14 protein-coding genes are annotated in these 25,011 nt (G+C 68.7%); all 14 read right to left on the bottom strand.

Features of this window, described 5'->3' with window-relative positions; all coding sequences use genetic code 11:
- Positions 1-415: 415 nt before the first annotated feature.
- The 14 genes from gspD to purL all read right to left on the bottom strand — a co-directional run bounded on the left by gspD (position 416) and on the right by purL (position 24,764).
- The gene (gspD, locus tag R1L06_RS18790; protein ID WP_317218456.1) at positions 416-2,617 is read right to left on the bottom strand and encodes a type II secretion system secretin GspD; all 2,202 of its coding nucleotides are present in this window, start codon (positions 2,615-2,617) and stop codon (positions 416-418) included.
- A 9-nt stretch (positions 2,618-2,626) separates the two neighbouring features.
- Positions 2,627-3,421, bottom strand: a complete 795-nt coding sequence (locus tag R1L06_RS18795) for a type II secretion system protein, XpsN-like (protein WP_317218457.1) — start codon at positions 3,419-3,421, stop codon at positions 2,627-2,629.
- Positions 3,411-4,130, bottom strand: a complete 720-nt coding sequence (gspM, locus tag R1L06_RS18800) for a type II secretion system protein GspM (protein WP_317218458.1) — start codon at positions 4,128-4,130, stop codon at positions 3,411-3,413. Before gspM ends, R1L06_RS18795 begins: the two co-directional genes overlap by 11 nt.
- On the bottom strand, positions 4,105-5,250 hold the full coding sequence (locus R1L06_RS18805; RefSeq protein ID WP_317218459.1) for a PilN domain-containing protein: 1,146 nt from the start codon (positions 5,248-5,250) through the stop codon (positions 4,105-4,107). The genes gspM and R1L06_RS18805 overlap by 26 nt, the downstream gene beginning before the upstream one ends.
- Positions 5,247-6,110: a type II secretion system minor pseudopilin gene (locus R1L06_RS18810; protein ID WP_049398127.1), complete on the bottom strand. Its 864-nt coding sequence runs from the start codon at positions 6,108-6,110 to the stop codon at positions 5,247-5,249. Before R1L06_RS18810 ends, R1L06_RS18805 begins: the two co-directional genes overlap by 4 nt.
- The gene (locus R1L06_RS18815; RefSeq protein WP_049398128.1) at positions 6,107-6,739 is read right to left on the bottom strand and encodes a type II secretion system protein J; all 633 of its coding nucleotides are present in this window, start codon (positions 6,737-6,739) and stop codon (positions 6,107-6,109) included. The genes R1L06_RS18810 and R1L06_RS18815 overlap by 4 nt, the downstream gene beginning before the upstream one ends.
- The gene (xpsI, locus tag R1L06_RS18820; protein WP_317218460.1) at positions 6,736-7,155 is read right to left on the bottom strand and encodes a type II secretion system protein XpsI; all 420 of its coding nucleotides are present in this window, start codon (positions 7,153-7,155) and stop codon (positions 6,736-6,738) included. The genes R1L06_RS18815 and xpsI overlap by 4 nt, the downstream gene beginning before the upstream one ends.
- Positions 7,152-7,646 (bottom strand): type II secretion system protein XpsH, encoded by a 495-nt coding sequence (gene xpsH, locus R1L06_RS18825; RefSeq protein WP_032130132.1) that lies wholly within the window; start codon positions 7,644-7,646, stop codon positions 7,152-7,154. Before xpsH ends, xpsI begins: the two co-directional genes overlap by 4 nt.
- A 6-nt stretch (positions 7,647-7,652) precedes the next feature.
- Positions 7,653-8,096 (bottom strand): type II secretion system major pseudopilin GspG, encoded by a 444-nt coding sequence (gene gspG / locus R1L06_RS18830; RefSeq protein WP_004142831.1) that lies wholly within the window; start codon positions 8,094-8,096, stop codon positions 7,653-7,655.
- 49 nt (positions 8,097-8,145) lie between these two features.
- Entirely contained in the window at positions 8,146-9,366 is a 1,221-nt protein-coding gene (gene xpsF, locus R1L06_RS18835) for a type II secretion system protein XpsF (RefSeq protein WP_317218461.1), read from the bottom strand.
- A gap of 24 nt (positions 9,367-9,390) precedes the next feature.
- Entirely contained in the window at positions 9,391-11,115 is a 1,725-nt protein-coding gene (gspE, locus tag R1L06_RS18840) for a type II secretion system ATPase GspE (RefSeq protein WP_134951791.1), read from the bottom strand.
- A 136-nt stretch (positions 11,116-11,251) separates the two neighbouring features.
- A complete protein-coding gene (locus R1L06_RS18845) occupies positions 11,252-13,105 on the bottom strand; it encodes a S8 family peptidase (RefSeq protein WP_317218462.1) in 1,854 nt (617 codons plus the stop codon).
- Between the two features lie 157 nt (positions 13,106-13,262).
- Positions 13,263-20,441, bottom strand: a complete 7,179-nt coding sequence (locus R1L06_RS18850; RefSeq protein ID WP_317218463.1) for an ESPR-type extended signal peptide-containing protein — start codon at positions 20,439-20,441, stop codon at positions 13,263-13,265.
- A gap of 438 nt (positions 20,442-20,879) precedes the next feature.
- Entirely contained in the window at positions 20,880-24,764 is a 3,885-nt protein-coding gene (gene purL / locus R1L06_RS18855) for a phosphoribosylformylglycinamidine synthase (RefSeq protein ID WP_317218464.1), read from the bottom strand.
- Between the last annotated feature and the right edge of the window lie 247 nt (positions 24,765-25,011).

Raw genomic sequence — 25,011 nt, forward strand, 5'->3', positions numbered from 1 at the left:
CGCCGCATCCATGCGGCTCACGCCCCCGCAACCGGACCCACCCCGCCTTCGACAGGTTTCTGCGATCTGCAGTAGATCCACGCCATGCGTGGATGAATCTCCATCGGAATCGAATATTTCGAATTGGAATCGAAAAGCTTCCACGCATGGCGTGGATCTACCGTGTCGACCAAGGTCGACACCTACCGACAGCCGCGGGAATCTGTCAGAGGCGGGGCGGTGTGGGTTGGCAGGACCGTTGGCGCCATGGATGGCGCCATCGAGCCCCCATGGAAGGGTTTACGGCGTGTCCTGACAACCCACACCGCCCCGCCATCCCCCAGAAACCCGCTGTTGCTGTTGCTGTTGCTGTTGCTGTTGCTGTTGCTCCAGCTCTGGCCTCTGTAGGTGCCGGGCGCAGCCCGGCCGTAACCCCTTACTTCTTTGCGCGCGGCTGGTTCAGCGGTTCCATCGCGCGGAAGCGCTGGCTGTACTCGTCGGTCAGGGTGCGTGCCTCCTGCCCGTTGCGCACGATGCTCGGCGTCAGCAGCACGATCACCTCCGAACGGCGGCTGGTGCGGCTCTTCTGCCCGAACAGTGCGCCCACCACGGGAATCCGGCTCAGGCCAGGAATACCGCTGCTGCCATCGGTGGCCGTGTCGGTGATCAGGCCGGCCAGCATGATGGTGTCGCCGCTCTGCACCGCCGCTTCGGTCGACAGCTTCTTGGTGGAAATCCGCGGGTTGCAGTTGCGCTCCTGCGGGTTGCAGTTCTCCGGTACGTTCGAGGCGCTGCTCACTTCCTGCACGATGTCGAGGAATACCGTGCCGTCGCGGGTGACGCGCGGGCGTACCTTCAGGATCACGCCGGTGTCGATGTACTGCACCGAGCTGTAGCTGCTGGTGCCGATACCGGTGTTTACCGTGGTGGTATTGATCGGCACCTTGTCACCCACGTTGAGCGTGGCCTCGGCGTTGTTGCGCACGAACACCGAGGGGGTCTGCAGCAGGCGCACATCGGTGACCTTGTCCAGCGCGCTCACCACCGCCGCGCCATTGTGGCCGGTGAATGCCCAGCCAAGGCCTTCGCCACCGGTCGCGGCACCTGCAAAGCTGCTCCAGGAACCGCCGGCGGCAGCCGGCAGGGTCACGCCGGCCAATGCGCCGGTCAGCGCGCGCCCGGCCACCGCGTTGTCGAAGAACCAGTTCACGCCGTACTTCAGGTCCCCCTCCAGTGCGACCTCGGCCACCTGCGCTTCGATATGCACCTGCAGCGGCATCACGTCCAGCTTCTCGATCACTTCGCGGATCGAACGCCAGGCCTGCGGGGTCGAGCGCACCAGCAGGGTGTTGGTTTCCTCCACCGCCGACACGCCCACGCGATCGCCTTCCACTTCCAGGCTGACGCTGACATTGCCGGACTGGCGCTGCGGCAGGTTCATGCTGCCGTTGCCGGTGCCACTGGAACCAGTGCCCGGCGTCGAACCGAAATTGCTGCTGTTGTTGCTGTCCATGCCACGGTCACCGTCGCTGCCCAGCTGCGACGGCATTGCACCCGGTGCCAGCGAGGCCGGGCTGGAGCCGCCGCGATTGCCGCTGTTGGCGAAGGCTTCACTGAGGCGTTCGGCCAGATCGCGCGCCTTGATGTAGCGCAGCTCATAGGAGAACAGGCGGGCGCTGCCACCGGCGGTATCGATGCGGTCCAGCCACTGCTGGATCTGGTCCAGGTAACGCACCTGCGGGGTGATCACCAGCACCGCGTTGGCGTTTTCCAGCGGCAGGAAGCGGAACATGCCGGCGCTGGGCGTCTTGCTCTCCTCGCCGAACACCTTCTCCAGGTCGGCGGCCACCTGCTCGGCCTTGCCGGACTGGATCGGGAACACGCCCACCGACATGCCCGACAGCCAGTCGACATCGAAGATCTCGACGGTGCGCATGTAGTTTTCCAGCTCGGCACGGGTACCGCCCAGGGTGATCACGTTGCGGCCGCTGTCGACGTTGACGATGGCGTTGGGGCGCGCGTACGGCTCCAGCACCTTCTTCATTTCAGTTGCGGAGATGAACTGCAGCGGGATCACCCGTACCTCGAAGCCACGCGCACTGGCTGCCGGCGCCGTGCTCGGCGCGACAGTACCGGCCAATGCCTGATCGGCGGCGACGATGTTGTAGCGGCCGCCGCTGTAGACCATGCGGGCATTGTTCCAGCCCAGCACCATCTCCAGCAGGTTCAACGCCTGCGCCGGCGACACCGGCTTGGGCGTGGCCAGGGTGACTGTGCCCTGCACCCCCGGTGCGATCACGTAGTTCTGGCCCAGCATGTCACCGAGGATGGCCTTGACCACCGCATGCACCGATTCGCCTTCGAAATTGAAGGTTGCTTCACCGGTGCTGGCGCCATGCAGTGCCGGAGCCGGTGCGCGTGCTGCTTCGCGGTTGATCATGGTGCCGGTGCCACGGCGGATCACCGCCTGCGGAGCGCCCTGGGCGTCACGGGCAGCATCAGCGGCGACTTCGGCCGCCTGGCCGGCCTCGGCAGTGGGCGACAGATTGCCCTTGCGCTGCACATGCGGTGCGGACACGGTGCTGCAGCCAACCAGCAGCGCGAGGGCAAAGGACCAGGGAAGGAAACGCAGGCTCATGCATTCACTCTATCGGTTGGTGCCATCGCCCGGGGGCGGCGACGGTTGTTGCTGCTGTTGTTGTTGCTGCAGCTGGCGGCGACGGGCCTGGATGCGTTCGCGGATGGCCTGCATCTGCGCTTCGCTGGGGCCGTTGTTGTTGGCAGGCGGTGTGGCGGCCGCCGCAGCCGAGGATGCTGGCGCACTGCCAGCAGGCGACGGCGATGCGGTTGCCGCAGCCGGCGGCGGTGCCGGCGGAGCGCCTGCCGGGGGCGGCACAACGATCGCACCGGCCGGTGGCGCACCGTTGGCGCCGCGCAGCACGGTCGGCGGTTCCCCCCCCTGCCCGTTGAATACCGCCAGTTCCAGCACCTGGTTGCCACCGGGGCCGATCACGGTGGCTTGGCGCGGCTGCAGTGCGACCAGCTGCCAGCCGTCGACGACTTCACCGTTGAGGCGCAGGCGCAGCGAGCGGTTCTGTTCGGTGGTGAAGGTGGCCATGCCGAAGCCGCCGGTCAGCAGCACGCCGGTCAGGCGCAGCGCGGCGCTGGCGGCGGGCTCGCTGCCGCCGAGCAGGTAGGGCTTCGGCCTGCGGTCCTCGGCGAACAGCGGTCGCTCGCCGATCGCGCTGTAGCTGTCGGCGCTGGCCATGCGTTCTGCGGCCAACGGCGGCAGCACCGGCAACGAAGGCACCGCATCGGCATCACCGTCCGCACCTGGCAGCTGGCTGCCCAGACCGAAGCCGGTGGCCAGCCAGACCGCTGCCGCCCAGCCGGCCAGTGCCAGCAGGAAGCCGGTGCGCAGGCTGATCTGCTCAAGCTTCATCGGCCACCTCCTGCCCTTCTTCCGGCGCAGCCGGTGCGGCGGCCGGTGAAGGTGTGGCCGAAGGCGGTTGCGGCGCCGCGCCCGGTTCGGCTGCAGGTGCCGGCGCAGCGCCATCGGCCGCAGCACCGGGCAGCAGGTAACCGGCCAGTTCGAACGACACGTCCAGGCCGAGCCCGGACTCGTTGGGCGACTGCTGGAAGCGCTGCGCGATCAGGTTGAGGTTGTCGACGAACAGGCGCGGGCTGCCGGTTTCCAGGCTGTGCAGCACCGTGGCCAGTTCGGCCACACCGCAACGCAGGCGCACCTGCGTGGCCACGCGCACGAATTCGGCGTCACGGCGGTTGTCGGTCAGTGGCGTACGGTTGCTGATGGTGCAGCTGCGGTTGCCCGGGCTGGCCATCGCCACCGCATCCTGCAGCTTCGCGCCCAGCGCAGCGGCGGCAGCTTCGGCGGTGGCTTCGCGCAGGAAGCCCGGCCGCTGCTGCAGTGCCTGGCGGGTGGCGCGCAGGCGCTGTTCGATCTGCGGCTGCTGCTGCAGCTGCGCCTGCACGCGCTGCTCGCGCTCGCGCAGGGCGGCCACGTCGGCGTCGATTTCGCGCAGTGGCTGGGTGAACCAGGGGTGCACCAGCAGCAGGTAGGCCAGGCCCAGCACTGCCAGCAGCAGCGCCAGTGCCAGCCAGCGGTCACGGTGTGCGCTTGGCATCGGCATCGGCCGCCTCCCGGGTCGGGGCCGCAGCCGGCAACGGCTGCAGTTCGGCGGTCATGGTGAAGCGGTCACGGCCACTGGCGGCGCCATCGGCCTGCAGTACGCCGGTCAGATTGACCTTGCGCCACTGCGGTGCGTCCTGCAGCAGCTGCACCAGCTGCGAGGCCTCGCGGCTGAGCCCGATCAGCTGCAGGTTGTTGTTCTCGATGGCCAGCTTTTCCAGGTAGGTGCCCTCCGGCAGGCGCCGGGTCAGTTCATTCCAGATTTCCACCGTTCCGGCGCGCTGGCTGCGCTGCTTTTCCAGGAATGCGGCACCATCGATCAGCGCCTGCAGCTGCGCGCGTTCGCTGGCGACACCACGCGCACTGCGTGCACTGCGCTCGACCTGCGCACGCAGTTCGTCGGCGGCGGCGCGGCGGTTGTCGAGCAGCTGCAGGGCCGCCAGCACCAGCATCACCAGCGCGGCCACGGCCAGCAGCACATTCCAGCGCCGCGTCGGGTCTGCCCGCAGCTGGCGCTGCCCCGGTGGCAGCAGATTCACCTGCAGGGGTTCACCCTCCGTGTCGATGGCATCGACACCGGCCAGTGCATCGGCCCATTCGCCTACGCTGGCCCGCCACGCCTCAAGCTGGCGCAGTGGCCAGGCGATCAGTTCGACCTGCAGCTGGCCCTCGGCGGCGCCCCCGAGTTCACGCACGTCATAGCTGACCTGGCTGGATTCGAACGGCGTCTGGCGGTCGATCTCGAAACCGACCACGGCGCGCAGCCGGTCGGCCGCAGCCGCAGGCAGGCGCAGATGACGACGCAGTACCTCGCTGGCCGGCAGCAGCCACACCCGCGGCAGGCTGCGCAGTCGCGGTTCCAGCACGCGGTCCAGTTCGGCCGGCGACAGCGGCCATGGCACGCTGGCAACTGCTTCGCGGCGTTCTCCGGCCTCTCGCCAGACCTGCAGCAGCTCACCCTGGCGCTGCAGCAGCAGGCGCGCCTGTGCCCAGCCCAGTGCCCACTGCCAACGTGCCGGCACCCAGGCCAGCAGCGATTGCCGCCACCAGCGCAGGAAACGGCCGGCGCCAGGGCCGATCCGGCCCTGCACCTGCCGCACACTGTCCTGCCATGCCGTCATCTTGCTGTCATTCCCTGCTCCCAGCGAAGCACTGTGTAGGACCGCCCGGGAACCCCGCCCGAGCCATTGCGTACCACTGCCTGCAACACCGACCGGCGTCCACTGCCGTCGGTTGCACGAGACTCGATACTATAGGTGCCGCTGCTGCTGGCAAGCGTTGTCGCACCGCCAGCGGTATCTGCGTCACGCTCCTGCTGTGCGCGCTGCGCCAGCACGGTATCCGCATCCAGGCCCAGTGCGGTCAGCACCGGCGCGCTGGCGAACTGGGGATCCGGGCGTGCCTGGCGGCTGTACAGGGTCAGGTGCGGCAGCATGGCCTTGTACAGCGGGCCGCGCATGCCCAGTACCCGCTGCAGTTCACCGAGCGTCTCGAAACGCTTGTTGCGTGGGCCATACGGCAACCCCGCCGCCGCATAGTCCGGGGCTTCGGCACCGCCGCCCGGCTGCAGCAGGCTGTCTTCATCACGCCAGTCGACAATGGCACCGGCCAGCTGCCGGGCTGCCCCTTCGTCTTCGCCGAGCGCCTTGAGGAACGCGGTCAGCAAGGTCACGTCGGCCAGGTTCAGGTTGATCTTGCCGTTCTCGTCCAGCACCTTGATTTCGATGCTGGCGTCATCGAACTGCCAGCGGTAGGTTCGGCCATCAGCGCGCCAGGGCGCCCGCAGCGGATCGGCGGACAGGCGCAGCAGCGCGTACTCCAGGCCGGCGCGCGCCCGTTCCTGGCCGCGTGCATCGTCATCCAGCACCCGCTGCTGCAGATGCTCGACCCGTGCGCTCAGCGCGAACGCACCGACCAGCGCGGTCATCAATGCGATCAACCACAGCACCAGTACCAGTGCCGCACCGCGTTGCCGGTTCATCGCGCGCCTCCGCTGCCACCGTTGCGCGGCGCCACCACCAGCGTCGGCCAGGGCGCGCCCCTGGCCGGGACGATCTTGATCTCCACCAGCATCGGCAGGCGGCGGGTATCGTCCCAGCGCGGCATCCAGTCGCTCACCTGGCCGGTACTGGCATCGATGCCGCGATAGCGCAGTTGTACCGACTTCAGGTTTTCCACCAGCACTTCCGGCGGGCGCGGCGGGTTCTCGGCGATGCGCTCGCCTTCCTGCAGCAGCACCAGGTCCAGCAGCAGGCGCTGCTGGCCATCGCGGCCGTCCACCTGCAGCGCGTGCAGGTAGGGTCCGCCGCGGCCGAGGTAGCCCGGCAGATCGGCGGCGAACAACATGCGCTGCTCTTCGCCCTGGAAGAAGATCGGTTCGCGGGTGGGATCGGGTACTTCCAGCGGCGTGCGCAGCGCACCGGCCAGCTGCCGCCGCAACAGCGCCTGCACCGCGCGCATGCGCTCACTCTCGGCCGCGATCTGCTCGCCACGCTGACTGACCGCCATTGCCGAGCGGACGCTGGCGAACGCCAGCGCCAGGCCACCGGCCAGCAGCACCGTGGCCAGCATCACTTCAACCAGCGTGAAACCCGCGGCGCGGCGCTTCATCGCGCGCTCTCCAGGTCCGGCGGCAGCAGGCGCAGGCTGCGCCAGCGCAGCTGCTCGCGTTCGCTGTCGCCCCAACGCACCTGCAGCTGCAGTTCGGCCAGCCAGGGGGCACCGGCCGACTGTGACTGCACGGCGTTGCCGGCACGTGGCTCCACCCACGGCTGCACCTGCAGCTGCCAGTGGTAGCGTCCCTGTTCCCAGTCGCCCTGCTGGCTACCCACCTGCAGTGGCGTGGCGACACCGGTTTCGGCCAGCAGCGACTGCGCATGCAGTATCGCGCGCGTGCGCAGCTCGGCCTCGCGCACCTGCCTGGCACCACCGGACAGACTGCCCAGCAGCAGGGTCAGCGCCAGCCCGAGCAGGGCAAAGGCGATGATCACTTCCAGCAGGGTGAAGCCGCGAACGTGCCGCTTCATTGTGCCCGCCAGGGGCCGGAGCGGACCTCACCGGTCAGCCAGCCCACGTCGATGCGCCATTCGGCATCGTCACGCTGCAGCCGGATGCGGCCACCACTGGAGCCACCATCGGGATGGAACTCGATCACGCCCTGCCCTGGCGCGGTGGCCAGCTGCGCGGCGCCTTCGAACTGCACCTGCAGCTGTGCCGGCACGTCACCATGGCGCTGGTTGGCGCCTTCCCAGCGCCGCTTTGCCGGTTCGATGACAAAGCGCTGCGGCTCGCCGCGGGCGATCGCCTGCGCGCGTACCACCCGCAGCTGGTTGGCGATGTCCTTGCCGGCGCTGCGCAGCTGCATGCCGGCGAAGCCGCGCGACAGGCCGGCGGCGGTAATCAGGCCGATCGCTGCGATCAGCGCGATCACCAGCAGCATTTCCAGCAGCGACAGGCCCGCTGCGCGCCTGCCGTGCAGGCGCGGGCGAGGCAGCCGGCGCGGCAGGAAATACGTCATGCAGGATTACGGCTGGTAGCGGATGTCGGCATCGACGCTGCTGCCGCCGGCCTTGCCATCCTTGCCGAGGCTGATCAGCTCGTACGGCTGGCCTTCGCCCGGCGCACGGTACTCCAGCGCGTGGCCCCACGGGTCGTTCAGGTCAGCCGGCTTGGCATACGGCCCCAGCCAGCCACCGACACCCGCCGGTGCGGTCACCAGATCGTTGAGCGAGCCGGGCAGCTTGCCGGTATCGATCTGGTAATTGTCGACCTTGGACGCAACGGTCTGCACCTGCGCCTTGGCGATGTTGGCCTTGCCGCGATCGGCGCCGCCCAGCACGCGGCTGGCGACCAGGGTCAGCACCGCACCGATCAGCACGATGACGATGATGATTTCCAGCAGGCTCATGCCCGACTGGTTGCGCGCGGCGGTGAAGGAAAGGCGGATCGGTCGACGGGAAGCAATCATGGTCGGTCCTTTCAGTTGCGGAGAGTCGGGGTTGCGTAGGGATCCATCGTCAACCGATGGCATTGGTCAGGTCGTACAGCGGTACCAGCACGGCAACGATCACCGCCCCGACCACCGAGGCCAGCACCAGGGTGATCGCCGGCACCATCGCCGCCAGCAGGCGGTCGATGCGCCGGGCGCTGTCCTGTTCGAAGGTATCGGCGGATTTCAGCAGCATGGTATCGAGTGCACCGGATTCCTCGCCGACCTGGATCATCTGCAGCGCCAGGCGCGGGAAACGCTTGCCGCGCGACAGCGCCAGCGACAGGCCGGTACCATTTTTTACTTCATCCGCGGCGGCTTCCACATCGGCGGCCAGCGCGCGGTTGCCCAGCACGTTGCGGGCGATGCCCAAGGCACCCAGCAGCGGCACGCCATTGCGCAGCAGCGTGCCCAGCGTGCGGGCCAGCCGCGCGGTTTCCAGTTCGCCGAGCAGGCGGCCGATGCTGCGACGCTGCAGCAGCCAGCCATCCAGCGCCAGCCGGAAGGCTGGTTGCCGCGCCTTGCGTTCGAAGAACAGCGCAAGTATCCCTGGCACCACCAGCAGCAACACCCACCAGTCGCGCACGAACAGACCCAGCTGCAGCACCGCGTTGGTGAACCACGGCAGCGCCACATCCAGGCTTTCGTACATCTGCGCGAACTGCGGCACCACGTAGCCGAGCAGGAACAGCAGCGCGCCGCCCACCACCACCAGCAGGATGGCCGGGTACACCAGCGCGTTGATCACCTTGCCCTGCAGCGCGCGGCTGCGTTCGAGATAGTCGGCCAGGCGCTGCAGGGTTTCGTGCAGGCTGCCGCCGGCTTCACCGGCCCGCACCATGTTCACGTACAGGCGCGAGAACAACCCATGCTGGCGCTCCAGTGCGGTCGACAGCGGCGCGCCACCGCGCACCACATCGCGGATGTCGGTGATCGCGCGGCGCGAGCGTTCGTCTTCGGGCAACCCGAGCAGGATCGACAGCGCGCGATCCAGCGGCTGGCCTGCACCGAGCAGTGTCGCCAGCTGCTGGGTGAACTGCAGCAATGCCGCGCCCTGCAGCGGCCGTTGGCGGAACAGGTTGCGCCAGGTACTGCCACCGATCGCACCGCCATCGGCCAGCTGGGTCTCCATCGGCAGATGGCCCTGGTCCTGCAGGCGCGCGACCAGCTCGGCCTCGCTTGCCGCTTCCATCTGCCCGTCGAAGATCTCGCCGTGCGGATTCAGTGCCTTGTAACGGTAGGTCGGCATGTCAGCCCCGGCGTCCTGCGCGCATCAGCTTTCCTCGGTGACACGCAGGACTTCCTCGATGGTCGTCTGACCACTGAGGGCCTTGGACAGACCATCTTCGTACATCGTGCGCATACCGGCTTCGCGGGCAATGCGTTCGATCTCGCCCATGCCGTCGCGGCGCATCACCGCGCGCCGCAGCGCGTCGTTCATCACCAGGAATTCCATGATGGTGGTCCGGCCGAGGTAACCGGTCGGCGCCAGCGCGGAGGGCTTCGGGCGGTACAGGTAGATCGGTCCTTCCGGCTGCAGGCGGCGCAGCTCGAAGCGTTCGATCTCTTCCGGCGAGGCTTCATAGCGCTCGGCATGGGTCGGCTCCAGCCGACGCACCAGGCGCTGGGCCAGGATGCCGTTGATGGTGGAGGTAAGCAGGTAGTCTTCCACGCCCATGTCGAGCAGGCGGGTGATGCCGCCGGCTGCGTTGTTGGTATGCAGGGTGGACAGCACCAGGTGGCCGGTCAGCGCAGACTGGATCGCGATGCGCGCGGTTTCCAGGTCGCGCATTTCGCCGATCATGATGATGTCCGGGTCCTGGCGCACGATGCTGCGCAGGGCGTTGGCGAAGTCCAGGCCGATCTGCGGCTTGGCCTGGATCTGGTTGATGCCTTCGATCTGGTATTCCACCGGGTCTTCGACCGTGATGATCTTGACGTCGGCAGTGTTCAGCTGGCTCAGCGCGGTGTACAGCGTGGTGGTCTTGCCTGAACCGGTCGGGCCGGTCACCAGCAGGATGCCGTGCGGCTGTTCCAGCACCTTGCGGAACTGCGGCAGGAAGGCGTCAGTGAAACCGAGACGATGGAAATCGAACACCACCGTTTCGCGGTCCAGCAATCGCATCACCACGCTTTCGCCGTGCGCGGTCGGCACCGTGCTCACGCGCAGGTCCAGCTCCTTGCCCTGCACGCGCAGCATGATGCGGCCATCCTGCGGCAGGCGGCGCTCGGCGATGTTGAGCCGGGCCATGATCTTGATGCGGCTGATCACCGCAGCAGTGAGGTTGGCCGGCGGGCTTTCGCCTTCCACCAGCACGCCATCGACGCGGTAACGCACCTTCAACCGGCTTTCGAACGGTTCGACATGGATGTCCGAAGCGCGCAGCTCCACTGCACGCTGGATCACCAGGTTGACCAGGCGGATCACCGGCGCTTCCGAGGCGAGGTCACGCAGATGCTCGATGTCATCGACCGCACCGCCCTCGCCATCGGCGGTTTCGACGATCGCGCCCATCGCGCTGCGGCCCTGGCCGAACCAGCGTTCGACCAGGTCATCAATTTCTGCGCGCATGCCCAGCACCGGTGTCACCGGCACACCCAGTGCCAGCTGCACGGCCTGCTGCGGATAAGGATCATGGGCATCGGCCAGCCAAAGCCGGACCCCGTGTTCATCCAGCGCCAGCGGGCAGACATGGAACTGCTTGAGGAAGCGCAGCGACAACGGCAGGCCCTCGGCCAGCCCCTGCGGCGGCGCCTCCGGCAGCTGTTTGCCTTCCAGCAGCGGCAGCCCCAGCACTTCGGCGCTGGCCTGTGCCTGGTCACGCTCGGAGACCAGCCCCAGCCGCACCAGCAGGCCCAGCAGGCTGCCGCCGGCCTCTGCGTGCAGCGGCCGCGCACGTGCCAGATCGCCTTCCTTCAGCCGGCCGCGCGCCAGCAGCGCATCCAGGATGCGGCCTTCAGCGTCGTCGGCAGCGGCGGTAGCAGCAAGCGCGTTCACATGACTCTCCTGTCAATCGGCTCGACTTTAACAGTTAAGCCATGATTTCCGCCGCCCCTGCGCCACCTTTCGTAAAAAGACGAAGCCCGTCACATGGGATGACGGGCTTCGGCCATTCAACTACGACAGTTCAAGCTTACTGCGTGGCGAGAATGCTCACCCCGTTGTAGGCCGCTTCACCCACCACCTTGATGTAGTACGTGGCCGCCACCGGATTGGTCACCCGCACCGTCTCGGAGGTGCCCGGACGGGTCGACTTGGCGTCGTTGTCGCTGGCACTGGGCTCACGGCCTTCAGCCACGTAGACCGAAACGTTGCCGGTGCCACCGTAGGTGATCACGCTGAACTGCTTGCCGGCAGCCGCTTCGAAGCTGTAGAGCTTGCCGCTGCCGGCCGCACCGGACAGGCCACCGACGGCAGCCTTGTTGGTCAGCGGCGTGGCCACCGGCCCGCAGTTCTCGGTGCACGGTTCTTCCAGTGCCTTGGTCAGCGCAGCCTTGGCATCGAGGATGCCGGTACCGATCGGGGTGGCCGCCGGGATGGCGACCGGGAACGGACGCGCGGTTTCCTTCAGCAGGGTGCGCATGGCCGCCGGAGTCAGCGGATCCTTGCCCTTGGCGATCAGTGCGCTCTGCACCAGTGCGGCAACGGCGGCCACATGCGGCGAGGCCATCGAGGTACCGCCCATGCCCATGTAGCCCGGCGTGCCAGATTCCGGCGTGGTCGCCGCATTGGAGCCGGTCTGCCAGATGTAGCCACCCGGGTTGCCGTCGACACTGCCGCCGCCACCCGGACCGGACAGGTCCACGCGGGTGCCATAGTTGGAGTAGTAGGTGATGCCACCGGTGATGCGCGTGGCACCCACGGTCACCACGCCTTCGCAGCTGGCCGGACGGTACTTGGACGCGTTGTCGGTCTCATTGCCGGCCGCCACCACCACCGTGGTACCGCGCGAGATGGCGCCGTTGATGGCGTCCTGGTAGGTGCTGCCGCAGGCGCCGCTGCCGCCCAGGCTCATGTTGATGATCTCGGCCGGGTTGGTGTTGGCCGGGATGCCGGTCACCGTGCCACCCGATGCCCAGACCACCGCGTCGGCGATGTCGGACAGGTAGCCGCCGCACTTGCCCAGCACGCGCACCGGCAGCACCTTGGCCTTGTAGGCGACACCGGCCATGCCGACGCCGTTGTTGGTCTGCTCGGCGACGGTGCCGGCGACGTGGGTGCCGTGCCAGGAACTGTCCTCGGCCAGCGAGCCGTCATAGCACTCGTTGTCGTTCTCGACCCAGTCACCGTAGTCCTGCGCACCCGGCACACGATCGTTGGTCGGGCGCCGCGAGGTCTCCGCATCGCTGATGAAGTCGTAACCCTCCAACAGGTTGCCGACCAGGTCCGGATGCTGCGGCAGGATGCCGGTATCGATCACCGCCACCACGATGCCCTCACCCTGCGAGACATCCCATGCCGCCGGTGCGTTGATGCCGCCGACGGCGTTGTGCAGGTGCCACTGGTTCTGCTGGTAGAAGGGATCGTTCGGCACCAGCGCCGGCTGTACGTCGCCGGCACGCAGCTCGGTGCGGCGCAGCTTGACGTCGGCTTCGGCGTACTGCACCGACGGGTCGGCCTGCAGTTCCTTCAGCACACGCTGCAGTTCGGCCGGGGCCAGGCGGCCCTGCACGCGGATCAGGTCCGCACCGGTAGCGAGCTTGCGTACCACCTGCGGGCCGAGGGTACTGGCACGTGAGGTACCGCCGGAGAGGCTGGCCCGGGTCAGCGCCGACTGCACGGTGGACAGCTTCGCCGAGCGGTCGGTGGCGGCGGCAGCGCCGGCCCGGTACTTGACGATGATGCGCTCGGCGCCCGGCTGGGCGGTGCTGGCCTGGCGCACCGGTTCGCGGGTCGGCAGGCCGGCGGCGTGGACGGCACCGACGGCCGTCATCGACAGCACGGCGGCGGCAAGCACATTGATGCGAAGGTTCTGCTTCTTGATCACGTCGAATTCCTCTTCTGGGTCATGGATCGAACCAACACTGCGGCCATCATTCCTTGACGACTCCCGGCCGGCCCAGCCGGGATTGCCGTGACCTCCCCCCAGGCCCTCACTGCAGGTGCTGCGCCGGCGTGGGTGGCCGCCGGCGCGATGGAGTGGCTTACCAGCCGAAGCCGGCACCGACGCCAACCGAGCTGTCGTCGCTGCTGAAAGCACCGCCGAAGGTCACCGTGGCGCGATCGCTGATCGCACGCTGGTAGCCCAGCGACAACGCCGACTCGCCGCCCTGGAAACCAATGCCGACGCCGACCCGGTTCTGGGTGCGGATACCGGCGGCACTGGTGGCCATGTTGAGCATCGCCGCGCTCATCGCACCCTGGCGGTCGATGCGGCGATCCATGTGGCGCAGGCGTCCGTCGATCTCGCCCTTGAACACATCGAAGCTGTCGGCGACGGCCTGGACGCGGCTGTCGGTGTAGCTGTTGGCCGTGGCCATGCCACGGTCGAGCTGGCCCTTGTTGACCGCATCGGTGGCCGTGGTACCCGCCGCCACATTGGTGACCTGGCGCTCGTTGCCTTCACTGCCCACCGAGACCGTGTTGGCACGATCGGCAACCGAGCCCTGGCCCAGCGCCACCGCGTTCGCCGCGGTGGCATTGGCGCCCTGGCCGATGGCCGTGGACGAAGCGCCACTGGCGACGGCGCCCTCGCCCATGGCGACGGCATTGAAGCCCGTCGCGGGAGTGCCAACCGGAATCCCGGCACCGGCGGCGGCCGCGGTCGGCGTGCCCTGCACACGCGCGGTGCTGGCCGGTGCCGCGTCGGCCGTTGCAGGTGCATCAGCGGTGCTGGCCAGCGGGCTCTCATCCAGCGAGGCACTCATCGCGCGCAAGTTGGCAGTCCCGGCACGCGAGCCACCGGCGGTTCTGCGGTCGATCTCGCTGACCTTGCGGTCCAGCGCGCCGAGCGCATCGCCGACGTTGCTGTAGGTAGCGCCTTGGATCACGTAGTTCGGAGCCACGAACACCCCCTGCATGCCGACGCTGGCACCACCGCCGAGGAAGCTGGCGGCATCGCTGAGCGACTGGAACAGCTGGCCGCCGTTGATCGCCTGGCGACTGCCCGCAGCGATGCTGCCGGCACCGACGTTGTCGATGGTGGTGCCCTGGAAGCCGGACAGGGTCAGGCGGTCACGGCTGGCGTCGTCGTAGCCGACCGCGCTGGCCGCGGTGGTTTCCACGGTGGCGATGCGCGAATCGAAATCGCCCACGCGCGTTTCCACCGCGCCCACCCGCTGGTTGGTGACGTTGAGCTGGGAGCCAGTGATGGCATCGCTGCTGCCGGCGGCGATGCGGCCATCGGCCACATTGACGATGCGGCGCGTGGCCGGACCATCGGTGCCATTGCCACCGCCGACCGACACCACGTTGGCATCGAGCGCACGCGAGCCCGCACCCAGCGCCACCGAGTTGGCACCGGACGCGCCGGCACTGTTGCCCAGTGCAAGTGCACCGTTGCCGATCGCCATCGCGTTGGCGCCCAGCGCATTGCTGCGTGCGCCGCTGGCACTGGCCGCCGAACCGATCGCGGCGGCATCACTGCCGCTGGCGCTGGCGATACCTGCGCCGGTGGCCTTGACGTAACGTGCCGTGCCATCGGCAGTCGCTGCGACCGCATCAAGCTGGCCGCGATTGACCGCATCGGTGCGCTCGGTACCGGCAGCGACGCGGGTGATCTGACGATCACTGGTGCTGCTGCCCACCGACACGGTGTTGGCACGGTCGGCCACCGAGCCTGCGCCCAGTGCGATGCTGCCGGGCGCCGAAGCGTTGGCACTGACACCCACCGCGGTGGCATTGGCGCCGGTGGCCTTGCTGCCGTAACCCACTGCAGTGCCAAGGCGACCACTGGCTTCGGCATAGCTGCCCAGCGCCGAAGCGCCGTCGGCCGAAGCATTGGCGCGGAAACCACTGGCCTGCGACTGGGTGCCGCTGGCCGTGGCCTGCGCGCCGCTGGCAGTGCTGTAGGCGCCCTTGGCCTGGGCGCCGGCGCCGGTAGCACTGGCGCCGAGTTCGCTGGCGCTGGCGCCACTGCCCACGGCCACACTGTCGACACCCCCGGCCTGCGCCGCGTTGCCGAGCGCCGCCGCATTGTTGCCGGTGGCCAGTGCATCGAAGCCTACGGCGGTGGCATTGCCGGCCATGGCATTGGCACCACTGCCCAGCGCGGTGGCGCCGTTGCCGATGGCGTTGGCCGCGTTGCCGGCGGCCAGTGCGTTGTCACCGTCCACCAGGGCACCGGCCTCGCCATCGGCATTGCCGCTGGCCTGGAACTGCCGGCTGGTCTTGTCGGCGACGCTGGCGACTGCATCCAACTGGCCCTTGTTCACCGCATCGGTGGCTTCGGTACCGGCTGCGACATGGGTGACCTGGCGCTCACCGCCCCCCTTGCCGACGGCCACCGTGTTGTCACGGTCGGCCTTGGACCCGGCGCCGAGCGCGACGCTGTTGCTGCCGTTGGCGGTGGCATTGGCACCCAGCGCGGTGGCGCTGCTGCCCGCCGCCCACGAATTCCAGCCGATCGCCGTGGCGTAGTCTTCGGTGGCCCATGCACCGGCGCCGAACGCCGCCGCACCGGTGCCACTGGCACGCGACGGGATCAGGCCGAAGAAGGTGCTGCCACCGATCGCCACGCTTTCTTCGCCACTGGCTTCGCTGGACTGACCGACCGCTACTGCACCGGTACCGGCGGCGGCGGCACCGAAGCCGACCGCCGTGGTGTTGGCGCCACTGGCCGCCGAACCGTAGCCCAGTGCCGTGCCGAGCCGACCGCTGGCTTCGGCATAACCGCCGACAGCGGTAGTGCCATCGGCGGACGCGGCGCTGCGGAAGCCGCTGGCCAATGCCTGGGTGCCGCTGGCATTGGCTTCGGCGCCGCTGGCGGTGCTGTACGCACCACTGGCCTGCGCACGCGCACCGGTGGCTGTGGCGCCCAGTTCACTGGCGCTGGCGCCGGTACCGAGCGCCAGGCTGTCTTCGCCGGTGGCCTGTGCCGTGCTGCCCAGGGCCGCCGCGTTGCTGCCGGTGGCCAGCGCATCGATGCCTATCGCCGTGGCGTTGGCCGCGAGCGCATTGGCACCACTACCCAGCGCGGTGGCGCCGTTGCCGATGGCATTGGCGGCGTCACCTGCGGCCAGCGCGTTATCGCCCTCCACCAGCGCCCCGGTTTCACCATCGGCATTGCCGCTGGCCTGGAACTGCCGGCTGGTCTTTTCCGCTGCCGCGGCTACGGCATCGAGCTGATTCCTGTTGACCGCATCATTGCCCTGCGTGCCATCGGCCACGTTGGTGATCTGGCGGGTGTTGCCACCGCCGCCCACCGACACGGTGTTGTCGCGATCCGCGATCGAATCGGCACCCAGCGCCACGCTGTTGGCGCCGCGCGATTCGGCGGCGTTGCCCAGTGCCGTGCTGTTGATGCCCCCCGACCAGGCGCCACCACCCACCGCAGTGGAATAGTTACCCGACGCTTCGGTGGCCAGCACGCCAAACAGCGAGCCGCCGACGGCGACACTGTTGGTGCCGGTGGCCAGGCTGCCCTGGCCGGTGGCGGTGCTGTAGGCGCCGGACGCTTCCGAGTCGCCACCCACTGCCACGCTGTTGGAGCCGGAGGCGTTGGCGAAGTTGCCGAACGCGGTGGCGTTGAACGCCGAGGCCTGTGCGTAGCCACCGATGGCGGTGCTGTAACCGCCAGTGGCTTCGGCACCGATACCGAAGGCCGCTGACGCCGTGCCGCTGGCTACGCTCTCGCTGCCGACAGCGGTGGCCGCGTCGCCGCTGGCATTGCTGAAGTAGCCCACGGCCACGGCCTCTTCGCCGGACGCTTCGGACAGCACGCCATTGGCAGTGCTACCGGCGCCACTGGCGATGCTGGCCGCACCGAACGCCGCGCTCTGCTCGCCGCTGGCTTCGCTTTCCGCGCCATGCGCGGTGGCGTACTCGCCCGTGGCCTGTGCGTTGGCACCAACAGCGCTGGCGTTGGCTGCGGTCGCCAACGCATTGAAGCCCAGCGCCTGTGCGTTGCTGGCCAGCGCGTTGGCGCCGCTACCCAGTGCGGTGGCGCCATTGCCGATGGCGTTGGCGGCATCACCGGCCGCCAGTGCGTTGTCACCTTCCACCAATGCACCGGCTACGTCGTCGCCGTTGCCGCTGGCCTGGAAGAAGCGGCTGGTGGTGGTGGCCGTGGTCGCCACCGCATCCAGCTGCGCCTTGTTCACCGCATCGGTGGCCTGGGTGCCGGCGGCGACGTTGGTGACCTGGCGTTCGTTGCCGGCGCTGCCCACCGACACCGTGCGCGCTCGGTTGGCGACCGAACCGGCACCCAGCGCGACCGTATTGCTGGCGCTGGCATTGCTGCCCGCACCCAGCGCGATCGCGCTTTCACCACCGGCTACCGTGTTGGTGCCGATGGCGATGCTGTTGATGCTGTTGCCCAGCGCCTGGAAGCCCAGCGCCACGCTGTTGTCGCCATAGCCGAAGGCACCGCGGCCAACGGCGGTGGAACTGGCGCCGTTGGCCCAGCTGTTGTAACCGATGGAGGTCGCGCCGCTGCCGCTGGCCCAGGCCGCGTTGCCGAACGCTGACGCGTTGGTGGCGGTGGCCCATGCACCCGAACCGAATGCCGCAGCGCCGCTGGCGGTCGCCCAGCTGTAACCACCAACGGCGGTACTGTCATCGCTGCTGGCGAATGCGCTGTCGCCGACCGCAACCGCATAGCTGCCGGTGGCGCGCGACTTGCCGCCTGCGGCGAAGCTGTTGTCACCACTGGCCTTGGCCGCGTTGCCGAAGGCGCTGCTGGCAGCCCCGGTAGCCTGCGCGCCGCTGCCGACTGCGGTGGCATCGGCAACAGCGGTGGTGCCCACCTGCTGCGCCGTGCCATCGGCACCGATGATCGGCTGGTTGAACTCGTCGTAGGCCTGGCCGAGGCCACCGATGGCGACACCGCCATTACCGGTGGCCGCGCTGTTGCGGCCCACGGCCACGCTGTCATCGCCGATGGCCGACGCGGCAGCACCCTGCGCGATGGCACCTGCGCCGATCGCATTGCTCGACGAACCCACAGCGATGGAGCCTTCGCCATCAGCCAGTGCGCCAGCATCACTGCCCGCCTCCGGCTGTGCCTGGAAGAAACGCGCGGTGGTGTCGGCAGTGCCGGCCACGGCGTCGAGCTGGGCTTTGTTCACCGCATCGGTGGCTTCGCTGCCCGCAGCGACGCTGGTGATCTGCCGCTCGTTGCCGGCGCTGCCGACGGCCACGCTGTTGGCGCGCACCGCTTCGGAATTCGCGCCGAGTGCCACACTGTTCGCGCCGCGTGCGGTGGCGTAGTAACCCACGGCAGTGCTCTGCGCTCCGCTCGCCCAGGTCTGCGCGCCGAGGGCACTGGCGTTCTCGCCCGGTGCATAGGCGAAGTAGCCGACCGCGGTCGCTTCGGCGCCGGAGGCTTCGCTGAGGCTGCCGTTGGCCACGGCACGGTCGCCACTGGCGATGGCACCGGCACCGACGGCGGTGGCGGCTTCGCCACTGGCCTGGGTCTGCACGAAGAAGCCCAGGCCGGGGATCAGGTCAGCCGGACCACCGATGGCGACGCTGCTGGTGCCCGTCGCGTTGCTCTGCGTACCCAGCGCGGTGGAATAATCGCCGATGGCATTGGCCACGGCGCCGAAGGCCGACGCCTGCGCACCGGCCGCATAGGCGCCGACGCCGTAGGACGACGCCGCAAAACCACTGGCTTCGGCACTGGCGCCGACCGCAGTGCCGCCGACGCCTGCGCTGGTTGCGCCGGTTTCCACCGGCACGCCGCCGCTGGTGATCAGCGGGTTGCCGTCGGCATCCACCGCAGCGCCACCCACGGCAACGCTGCCCGGACCGTTGGCCTGCGCGTTGTTGCCGAACGCGGCACTGTTCTGGCCCGAGGCCAGCGCGTTGTTGCCAACGGCGGTGGCGTTCTGCGCGACGGCGGTGGCGCCGGCACCGACTGCAGTGGTGCCGTTGCCGATGGCATTGGCGGCCTCGCCGGCCGCCAGCGCCTCGTCGCCCTCGGCCAGTGCACCGGCATCGCTGTTGCTGCTGCCATTGGCCTGGAAGCGCTTGGCGGTGGCATCGGCCACGGCGGCAACGTCCTTCAGCTGACCGACATTGACTGCATCGTTGTCTTCGGTGCCTGCGGCCACGCTGGTGATCTGCCGGGTCAGCCCGTATTCGGCGGCACCAACGGACACGGTATCGACGCGGTCGGCCAGCGAGCCCGCGCCGAGCGCCACGCTGCCGGTGGCCACCGCCGCGGAATTCGAGCCCAGCGCGGTGCTGTATTCACCGACGGCGGTGCTGAACGCACCCACCGCGATCGATGCTTCGTTGGCGGCGGTAGCGCCGCGGCCCAGCGCGGTGCTGCCCGGGCCCATCGCCACGGCACCGCCGCCGACGGCCGTCGCACCATCAGCGGTGGCTTCGGACAGCGCACCGAGTGCGGTGGCCGCGCCGTTCTCACTGGCTGCGGTAGCGCTTGCGCCAACCGCGGTGTCGCCGAGACCGAATGCCGCAGCGCTCTGCCCGACCACCACGCTGGCATCGCCGATTGCCAAGGCGCCCTGGCCGAACGCGCTTGCGCCCAGGCCCGCGGCAATGGCCTGGGTACCGATGGCAGTGGTGGCATTGGCCAGCGACTGTGCACCGGCACCTGCCGCCACGGCGCCCTGCCCTTCGATCTTCGCCGCGTCGCTGTCATCGCCTGCGCCGTCGGCCTTGAAATAACGGTTGCCATCTGCGGCAACGTCGGCAAGCGCGGCCTGCGTTGCACGCGCCTGCGCATCGAGCTGCGCCTTGTTCACCGCATCGGTGGCCTGGCTGCCTGCGGCAACATTGGTGATCTGCCGTTCCTTGCCGGTGTCACCGACGGACACGGTGTTTGCGCGGGTGGCCTTGGAGCCGGCGCCGAGCGCCACGCTGTTGGCCGCACTGGCGCTGCTGTTGCTGCCGATCGCCACCGCGTTGCTGCCCTTGGCCGTGGCAGAGCCTTCGATCAGGCACTTTTCGAGCAGCTTGCCGCTGAATGCCACGCAGGTGGCGCTGCCGCCGATCTGCACCGACTGTGCTGCGGCGCTGCCGCTCATGCCCAACCCCATTACCAGGCCCAGTGCCACTGCCAGCAGTGCGGGCGTGGCCTGTGTCGCATCGCGGCGCTGGTCGACGACCCCGCCACCGCTGTCGGAGGAGGCCAGTTCCGAGGCCACCACCAACTGACCCAATGCTTTGTTCCAGACCTTGCGATAAATCCGATTCATCGGTACGGCTCCTGATTGGACTGGTTTTGGGCAAAGCAACGCCACCGCTGGGCTTTCCGGCCCAACGACCCCTGGGGGCGTTTATTCGCGTGATTTACTGCGGGGTATTGCCGAACGGCGCGCAGCGACAGAAAACCGAGCGCGTGCGCCAACCGGTTACTGCGAAATGAATGATTCTGAAACGGGGTTCAAGTGTTAACGGCAACTTTGCAGATCGTCAAGACTTTGACACAGCAAATCCTATTGCCGTGAAGCACATCACTATTTCACGTGTTTATGAAATGATTTTGTTATGCATGCGTGACGATTCCTCGACGCATGAAAATGCATGTAACTAGCGGTCGCGACTGGAGTTTCAAGCGCGCAAAGAAAAACCCGCCGATCAACGGCGGGTTTTTCCATACGCGATGGCATTGAGGCCTGCGCGATGCAGTGCGATCAGCCGCACCACACCCGCGCGTTGCGGAACATGCGCATCCACGGCGAATCGCCCTGCCACTCGGCCGGGGCCCAGCTCAGGTTGAGCGCGCGCGGGGTGCGCTCCGGGTGCGGCATCATGATGGTGACGCGGCCGTCGGTGCTGGTCAGGCCGGTGATGCCGCCCGGCGAACCGTTCGGGTTCAGCGGGTACTGGCTGGCGACGTTGCCATTGCCGTCGATGTAGCGCAGCGAGACGCGTGCGGCGGCCTGGTCAACGGCGTTGTCGAACACCGCCTGGCCTTCACCATGCGCCACCGCCACCTGCAGGCGTGATCCGGCCATGCCACGCAGCAGGATCGACGGCGATTCCACCACTTCCAGCAACGCAGTGCGGGCTTCGAACTGCTCGCTGGCGTTGCGACGGAACTGCGGCCAGTGCTCGGCACCGGGGATGATGCCCTTCAGCTGGCTCATCATCTGGCAGCCGTTGCACACGCCCAGCGCGAAGCCGTCCTCGCGCGCGAAGAACGCAGCGAAGGCATCACGCAGCGCGCTGCGCTCCAGGATCGAGGTGGCCCAGCCACGGCCGGCACCGAGCACGTCGCCGTAGCTGAAGCCACCACAGGCGACCAGGCCGGTGAAGTCCTGCAGGGCCACGCGGCCTTCGATCAGGTCGCTCATGTGCACGTCGAACGCGCGGAAGCCGGCACGTTCGAAGGCGTTGGCCATTTCAATCTGGCCGTTCACACCCTGCTCGCGCAGCACGGCCACGCGCGGGCGCGCACCGGTGCTGATGAACGGCGCCGCCACGTCCTCGTTGAGGTCGAAGCTGAGCTTGGGCTTCAGGCCCGGCGCCGTGAAGGAACGCGCAATCTCGCGCTCGGCGTCGGCGTTGGCCGGGTTGTCGCGGCGCTTCTGCATCGCGTGGGTGACCGACCACCAGGCGTCGAACAGGGCGTCCCAGCGCCACTCGGCCAGGTTCTCGCCGCCCAGCGACACGCGCACCACCGGTGCGGTGGTCGGCTTGGCGATGCGCTGCGCGCATTCGGTCAGTGCATGGCGCTCGACCAGGTCGGCGAAGGCCGCACGGTCTTCGCGCGCGATCTGCACCACCGCACCCAGTTCTTCATTGAACAGGCTGCGGAACGGATCATCGCCCCAGGCATCGAGAGTGATGTCCAGGCCCAGGCGCGAGGTGAAGGCCATTTCGCACAGCGCAGCGAAGGCACCGCCGTCGCTGCGGTCGTGGTAGGCCAGCAGCAGCCCGGACTGGCGCGCATCGCGGATCAGTTCGAAGAAGCCACGCAGGCGCTGCGGGTCGTCCAGGTCCGGAGCGGCACCAGCGAAGGCCGGCAGGTCGCCATGGTCGGCATGCACCTGGGCCAGGATCGAACCACCGAGGCGCTGCTTGCCGGCGCCAAGGCCGATCAGCCACAGCTCGCTTTCCACGTCGCGGTCGAGCAGCGGGGTCAGCTGCTGGCGCACGTCGGCCACCGGCGCAAACGCCGAGATCACCAGTGACACCGGCGACACGCTCTTGTGCGCTTCGCCCTGGTCGTGCCACTGCGCCTGCATCGACAGCGAGTCCTTGCCCACCGGGATGCTGATGTCCAGCTGCGGGCACAGTTCCATGCCCACCGCCTTCACTGCGTCGTACAGCAGCGCGTCTTCGCCCGGGTGGCCGGCCGCGGCCATCCAGTTCGCCGACAGCTTGATCTCATCCAGCGCATCGACCGGGGCCGCGCACAGGTTGGTCAACGCTTCGCCCACCGCCATGCGTGCCGAAGCAGCGGCGTCGAGCAGGGCCAGCGGGGTGCGCTCGCCGATCGACATCGCTTCACCGGACACGCCGTCGAAGTCGGCCAGGGTGATCGCCACGTCGGCCACCGGCAGCTGCCACGGGCCGACCATCTGTTCGCGTGCGGTCAGGCCGCCGACGCTGCGGTCACCGATGGTGACCAGGAAGTTCTTCGAAGCGACCGTCGGGTGCGCCAGCACGCGAAGGCCGGCTTCCTGCAGGTCCAGGCCGCCGGTCTTCAGCGCCGGCCAGCGCGGGGCCGGCGGGTGCGCGGTGTCGCGGTGCATCTTCGGCGGCTTGCCGAACAGCACATCCATCGGCAGGTCGATCGGCGCATCGGCCGGGGTGTGGCCCGGCACGGCACCGTAGGCCACCACCAGGTGCTCCTCGGCAGTCGCCACGCCAACCGCGGCGAACGGGCAGCGCTCGCGGGCGCACAGTGCGGCGAACTCGGCCAGACGCTCCTGGGCCACGCCCAGCACGTAGCGTTCCTGCGATTCGTTGCACCACAGCTGCATCGGCGACAGCGACGGATCATCGGTGGGCACCTTGCCCAGATCGATGACGCCGCCGACCTTGGAGTCGTGCAGCAGTTCCGGGATGGCATTGGACAGGCCACCGGCACCGACGTCGTGGAAGAACTTGATCGGGTTGTTGGCGCCCATCGCCACGCAGCGGTCGATGACCTCCTGGCAGCGGCGTTCCATTTCCGGGTTGTCGCGCTGCACACTGGCGAAGTCCAGGTCCTCGGCGCTTTCGCCGGAGGCCACCGAACTGGCGGCACCGCCGCCCAGGCCGATCAGCATTGCCGGACCACCCAGCACGATCACCGCATCACCGGCCTGCAGCTGGATCTTGTCGACCTGCACGCGATCGATCGCGCCGAGGCCACCGGCCAGCATGATCGGCTTGTCGTACGCGCGCACCAGATCGGCGCCTTCCGGCAGCTCGAAGCTGCGGAAGTAGCCGAGCAGGTTCGGGCGGCCGAACTCGTTGTTGAACGCTGCGCCGCCGAGCGGGCCGTCGGTCATGATTTCCAGCGCCGGTGCCATGCGCGGGTTCAGCGCGCGTGGCGCTTCCCACGGCTGCGGCAGCTCGGGAATGCGCAGGTGCGAGACCGAGAACCCGGACAGGCCCGCCTTCGGCTTGCCGCCGCGGCCGGTCGCGCCTTCGTCGCGGATCTCGCCACCGTTGCCGGTCGAGGCACCCGGGAACGGCGCGATCGCGGTCGGATGGTTATGCGTTTCCACCTTGATCTGGAACGCGCTGGGCACCTGCGGCTCGCGGCGGTATTCGCCGCTGGCCGGATCCGGGCGGTAACGCGACGCCGGATGGCCTTCGATCACCGCGGCGTTGTCGCTGTACGCGCTGAGCGTGTGCTGCGGGGTCTGCTGGTGGGTGTTCTTGATCATCCGGAACAGCGAACGGTCCTGTTCCTGGCCGTCGATGGTCCAGCTGGCGTTGAAGATCTTGTGGCGGCAGTGCTCGGAATTGGCCTGCGCGAACATCATCAGCTCGACGTCGGACGGCGCGCGGCCGAGCGCGGTGAAGCGTTCGCGCAGGTAGTCGATCTCGTCCTGGGCCATGGCCAGGCCGAGGCGCTGGTTGGCAGCCTCCAGCTGGTCCACCGGCACGCGTTCCAGTTCACCGCGGGCCGGCGCCGAGAACAGCGCCTGGCCCTGTTCCACGGTCTCCAGCACCGACTGCGTCATCGGGTCGTGCAGCGCCTTGACCAGCGCCTGCTGGGCGGCGGCATCGGCCGGCCAGCCCTGCACGTCGATGCGCAGGCCACGTTCGACCCGGCTGACCGGCTGGCCGGCACCACGGACCAGTTCGGTGGCCTTGCTCGACCACGGCGACAGCGTGCCCAGGCGCGGCACCACGATGCGGCTGACCGCGCCGTCGGCCACGGCTTCGGCCTGCGGCGCCGCTTCGAGGATGCGGCACAGGGTGGTCAGGTCGGGGGCGGCGCTGCCTTCGGGCTGCACGAAGTAGACGTGCCAGGCACCGCTGATGCGCAGGGAGGGAGCGATGGACTGCAGGCGGGATTCAAGACGTTCGCGGCGGAACGGCGACAGGGCGGGCGCGCCCTCGAGGACCATCATGTCCGGGGAACCGTAGTTGGGAAACGGGCCCGACATTGTACCGGAAGCGGGGGAAGGGCTTTGGCCGGGCGGCGCCCGGCACCCGCCGAAGCCAAGGCAACGGCAACTGCCAAAGCAAAAGCGGGGTTCCCGTGGGATGGCGGGGTGGGTCCGGTTGCGGGGGACGCCGTGAATCCGTCCATGGAGGCTCGATCGCCGCATCCATGCGGCTCACGCCCCCGCAACCGGACCCACCCCGCCTTCGACA

This window comes from Stenotrophomonas mexicanensis (assembly GCF_032911605.1).
Taxonomy (GTDB): domain Bacteria; phylum Pseudomonadota; class Gammaproteobacteria; order Xanthomonadales; family Xanthomonadaceae; genus Stenotrophomonas; species Stenotrophomonas maltophilia_A.

What these genes read in the sequence shown, in the direction of transcription:
- R1L06_RS18805 (WP_317218459.1), bottom strand. Translation starts at nt 5,250, where the DNA reads ATGACGGCATGGCAGGACAGTGTGCGGCAGGTGCAGGGCCGGATCGGC.
- R1L06_RS18795 (WP_317218457.1), bottom strand. Translation starts at nt 3,421, where the DNA reads ATGAAGCTTGAGCAGATCAGCCTGCGCACCGGCTTCCTGCTGGCACTG.
- R1L06_RS18815 (WP_049398128.1), bottom strand. Translation starts at nt 6,739, where the DNA reads ATGAAGCGCCGCGCCGCGGGTTTCACGCTGGTTGAAGTGATGCTGGCC.
- gspM (WP_317218458.1), bottom strand. Translation starts at nt 4,130, where the DNA reads ATGCCGATGCCAAGCGCACACCGTGACCGCTGGCTGGCACTGGCGCTG.
- gspG (WP_004142831.1), bottom strand. Translation starts at nt 8,096, where the DNA reads ATGATTGCTTCCCGTCGACCGATCCGCCTTTCCTTCACCGCCGCGCGC.
- xpsF (WP_317218461.1), bottom strand. Translation starts at nt 9,366, where the DNA reads ATGCCGACCTACCGTTACAAGGCACTGAATCCGCACGGCGAGATCTTC.
- xpsH (WP_032130132.1), bottom strand. Translation starts at nt 7,646, where the DNA reads ATGACGTATTTCCTGCCGCGCCGGCTGCCTCGCCCGCGCCTGCACGGC.
- gspD (WP_317218456.1), bottom strand. Translation starts at nt 2,617, where the DNA reads ATGAGCCTGCGTTTCCTTCCCTGGTCCTTTGCCCTCGCGCTGCTGGTT.
- purL (WP_317218464.1), bottom strand. Translation starts at nt 24,764, where the DNA reads ATGATGGTCCTCGAGGGCGCGCCCGCCCTGTCGCCGTTCCGCCGCGAA.
- R1L06_RS18810 (WP_049398127.1), bottom strand. Translation starts at nt 6,110, where the DNA reads ATGAACCGGCAACGCGGTGCGGCACTGGTACTGGTGCTGTGGTTGATC.
- R1L06_RS18850 (WP_317218463.1), bottom strand. Translation starts at nt 20,441, where the DNA reads ATGAATCGGATTTATCGCAAGGTCTGGAACAAAGCATTGGGTCAGTTG.
- xpsI (WP_317218460.1), bottom strand. Translation starts at nt 7,155, where the DNA reads ATGAAGCGGCACGTTCGCGGCTTCACCCTGCTGGAAGTGATCATCGCC.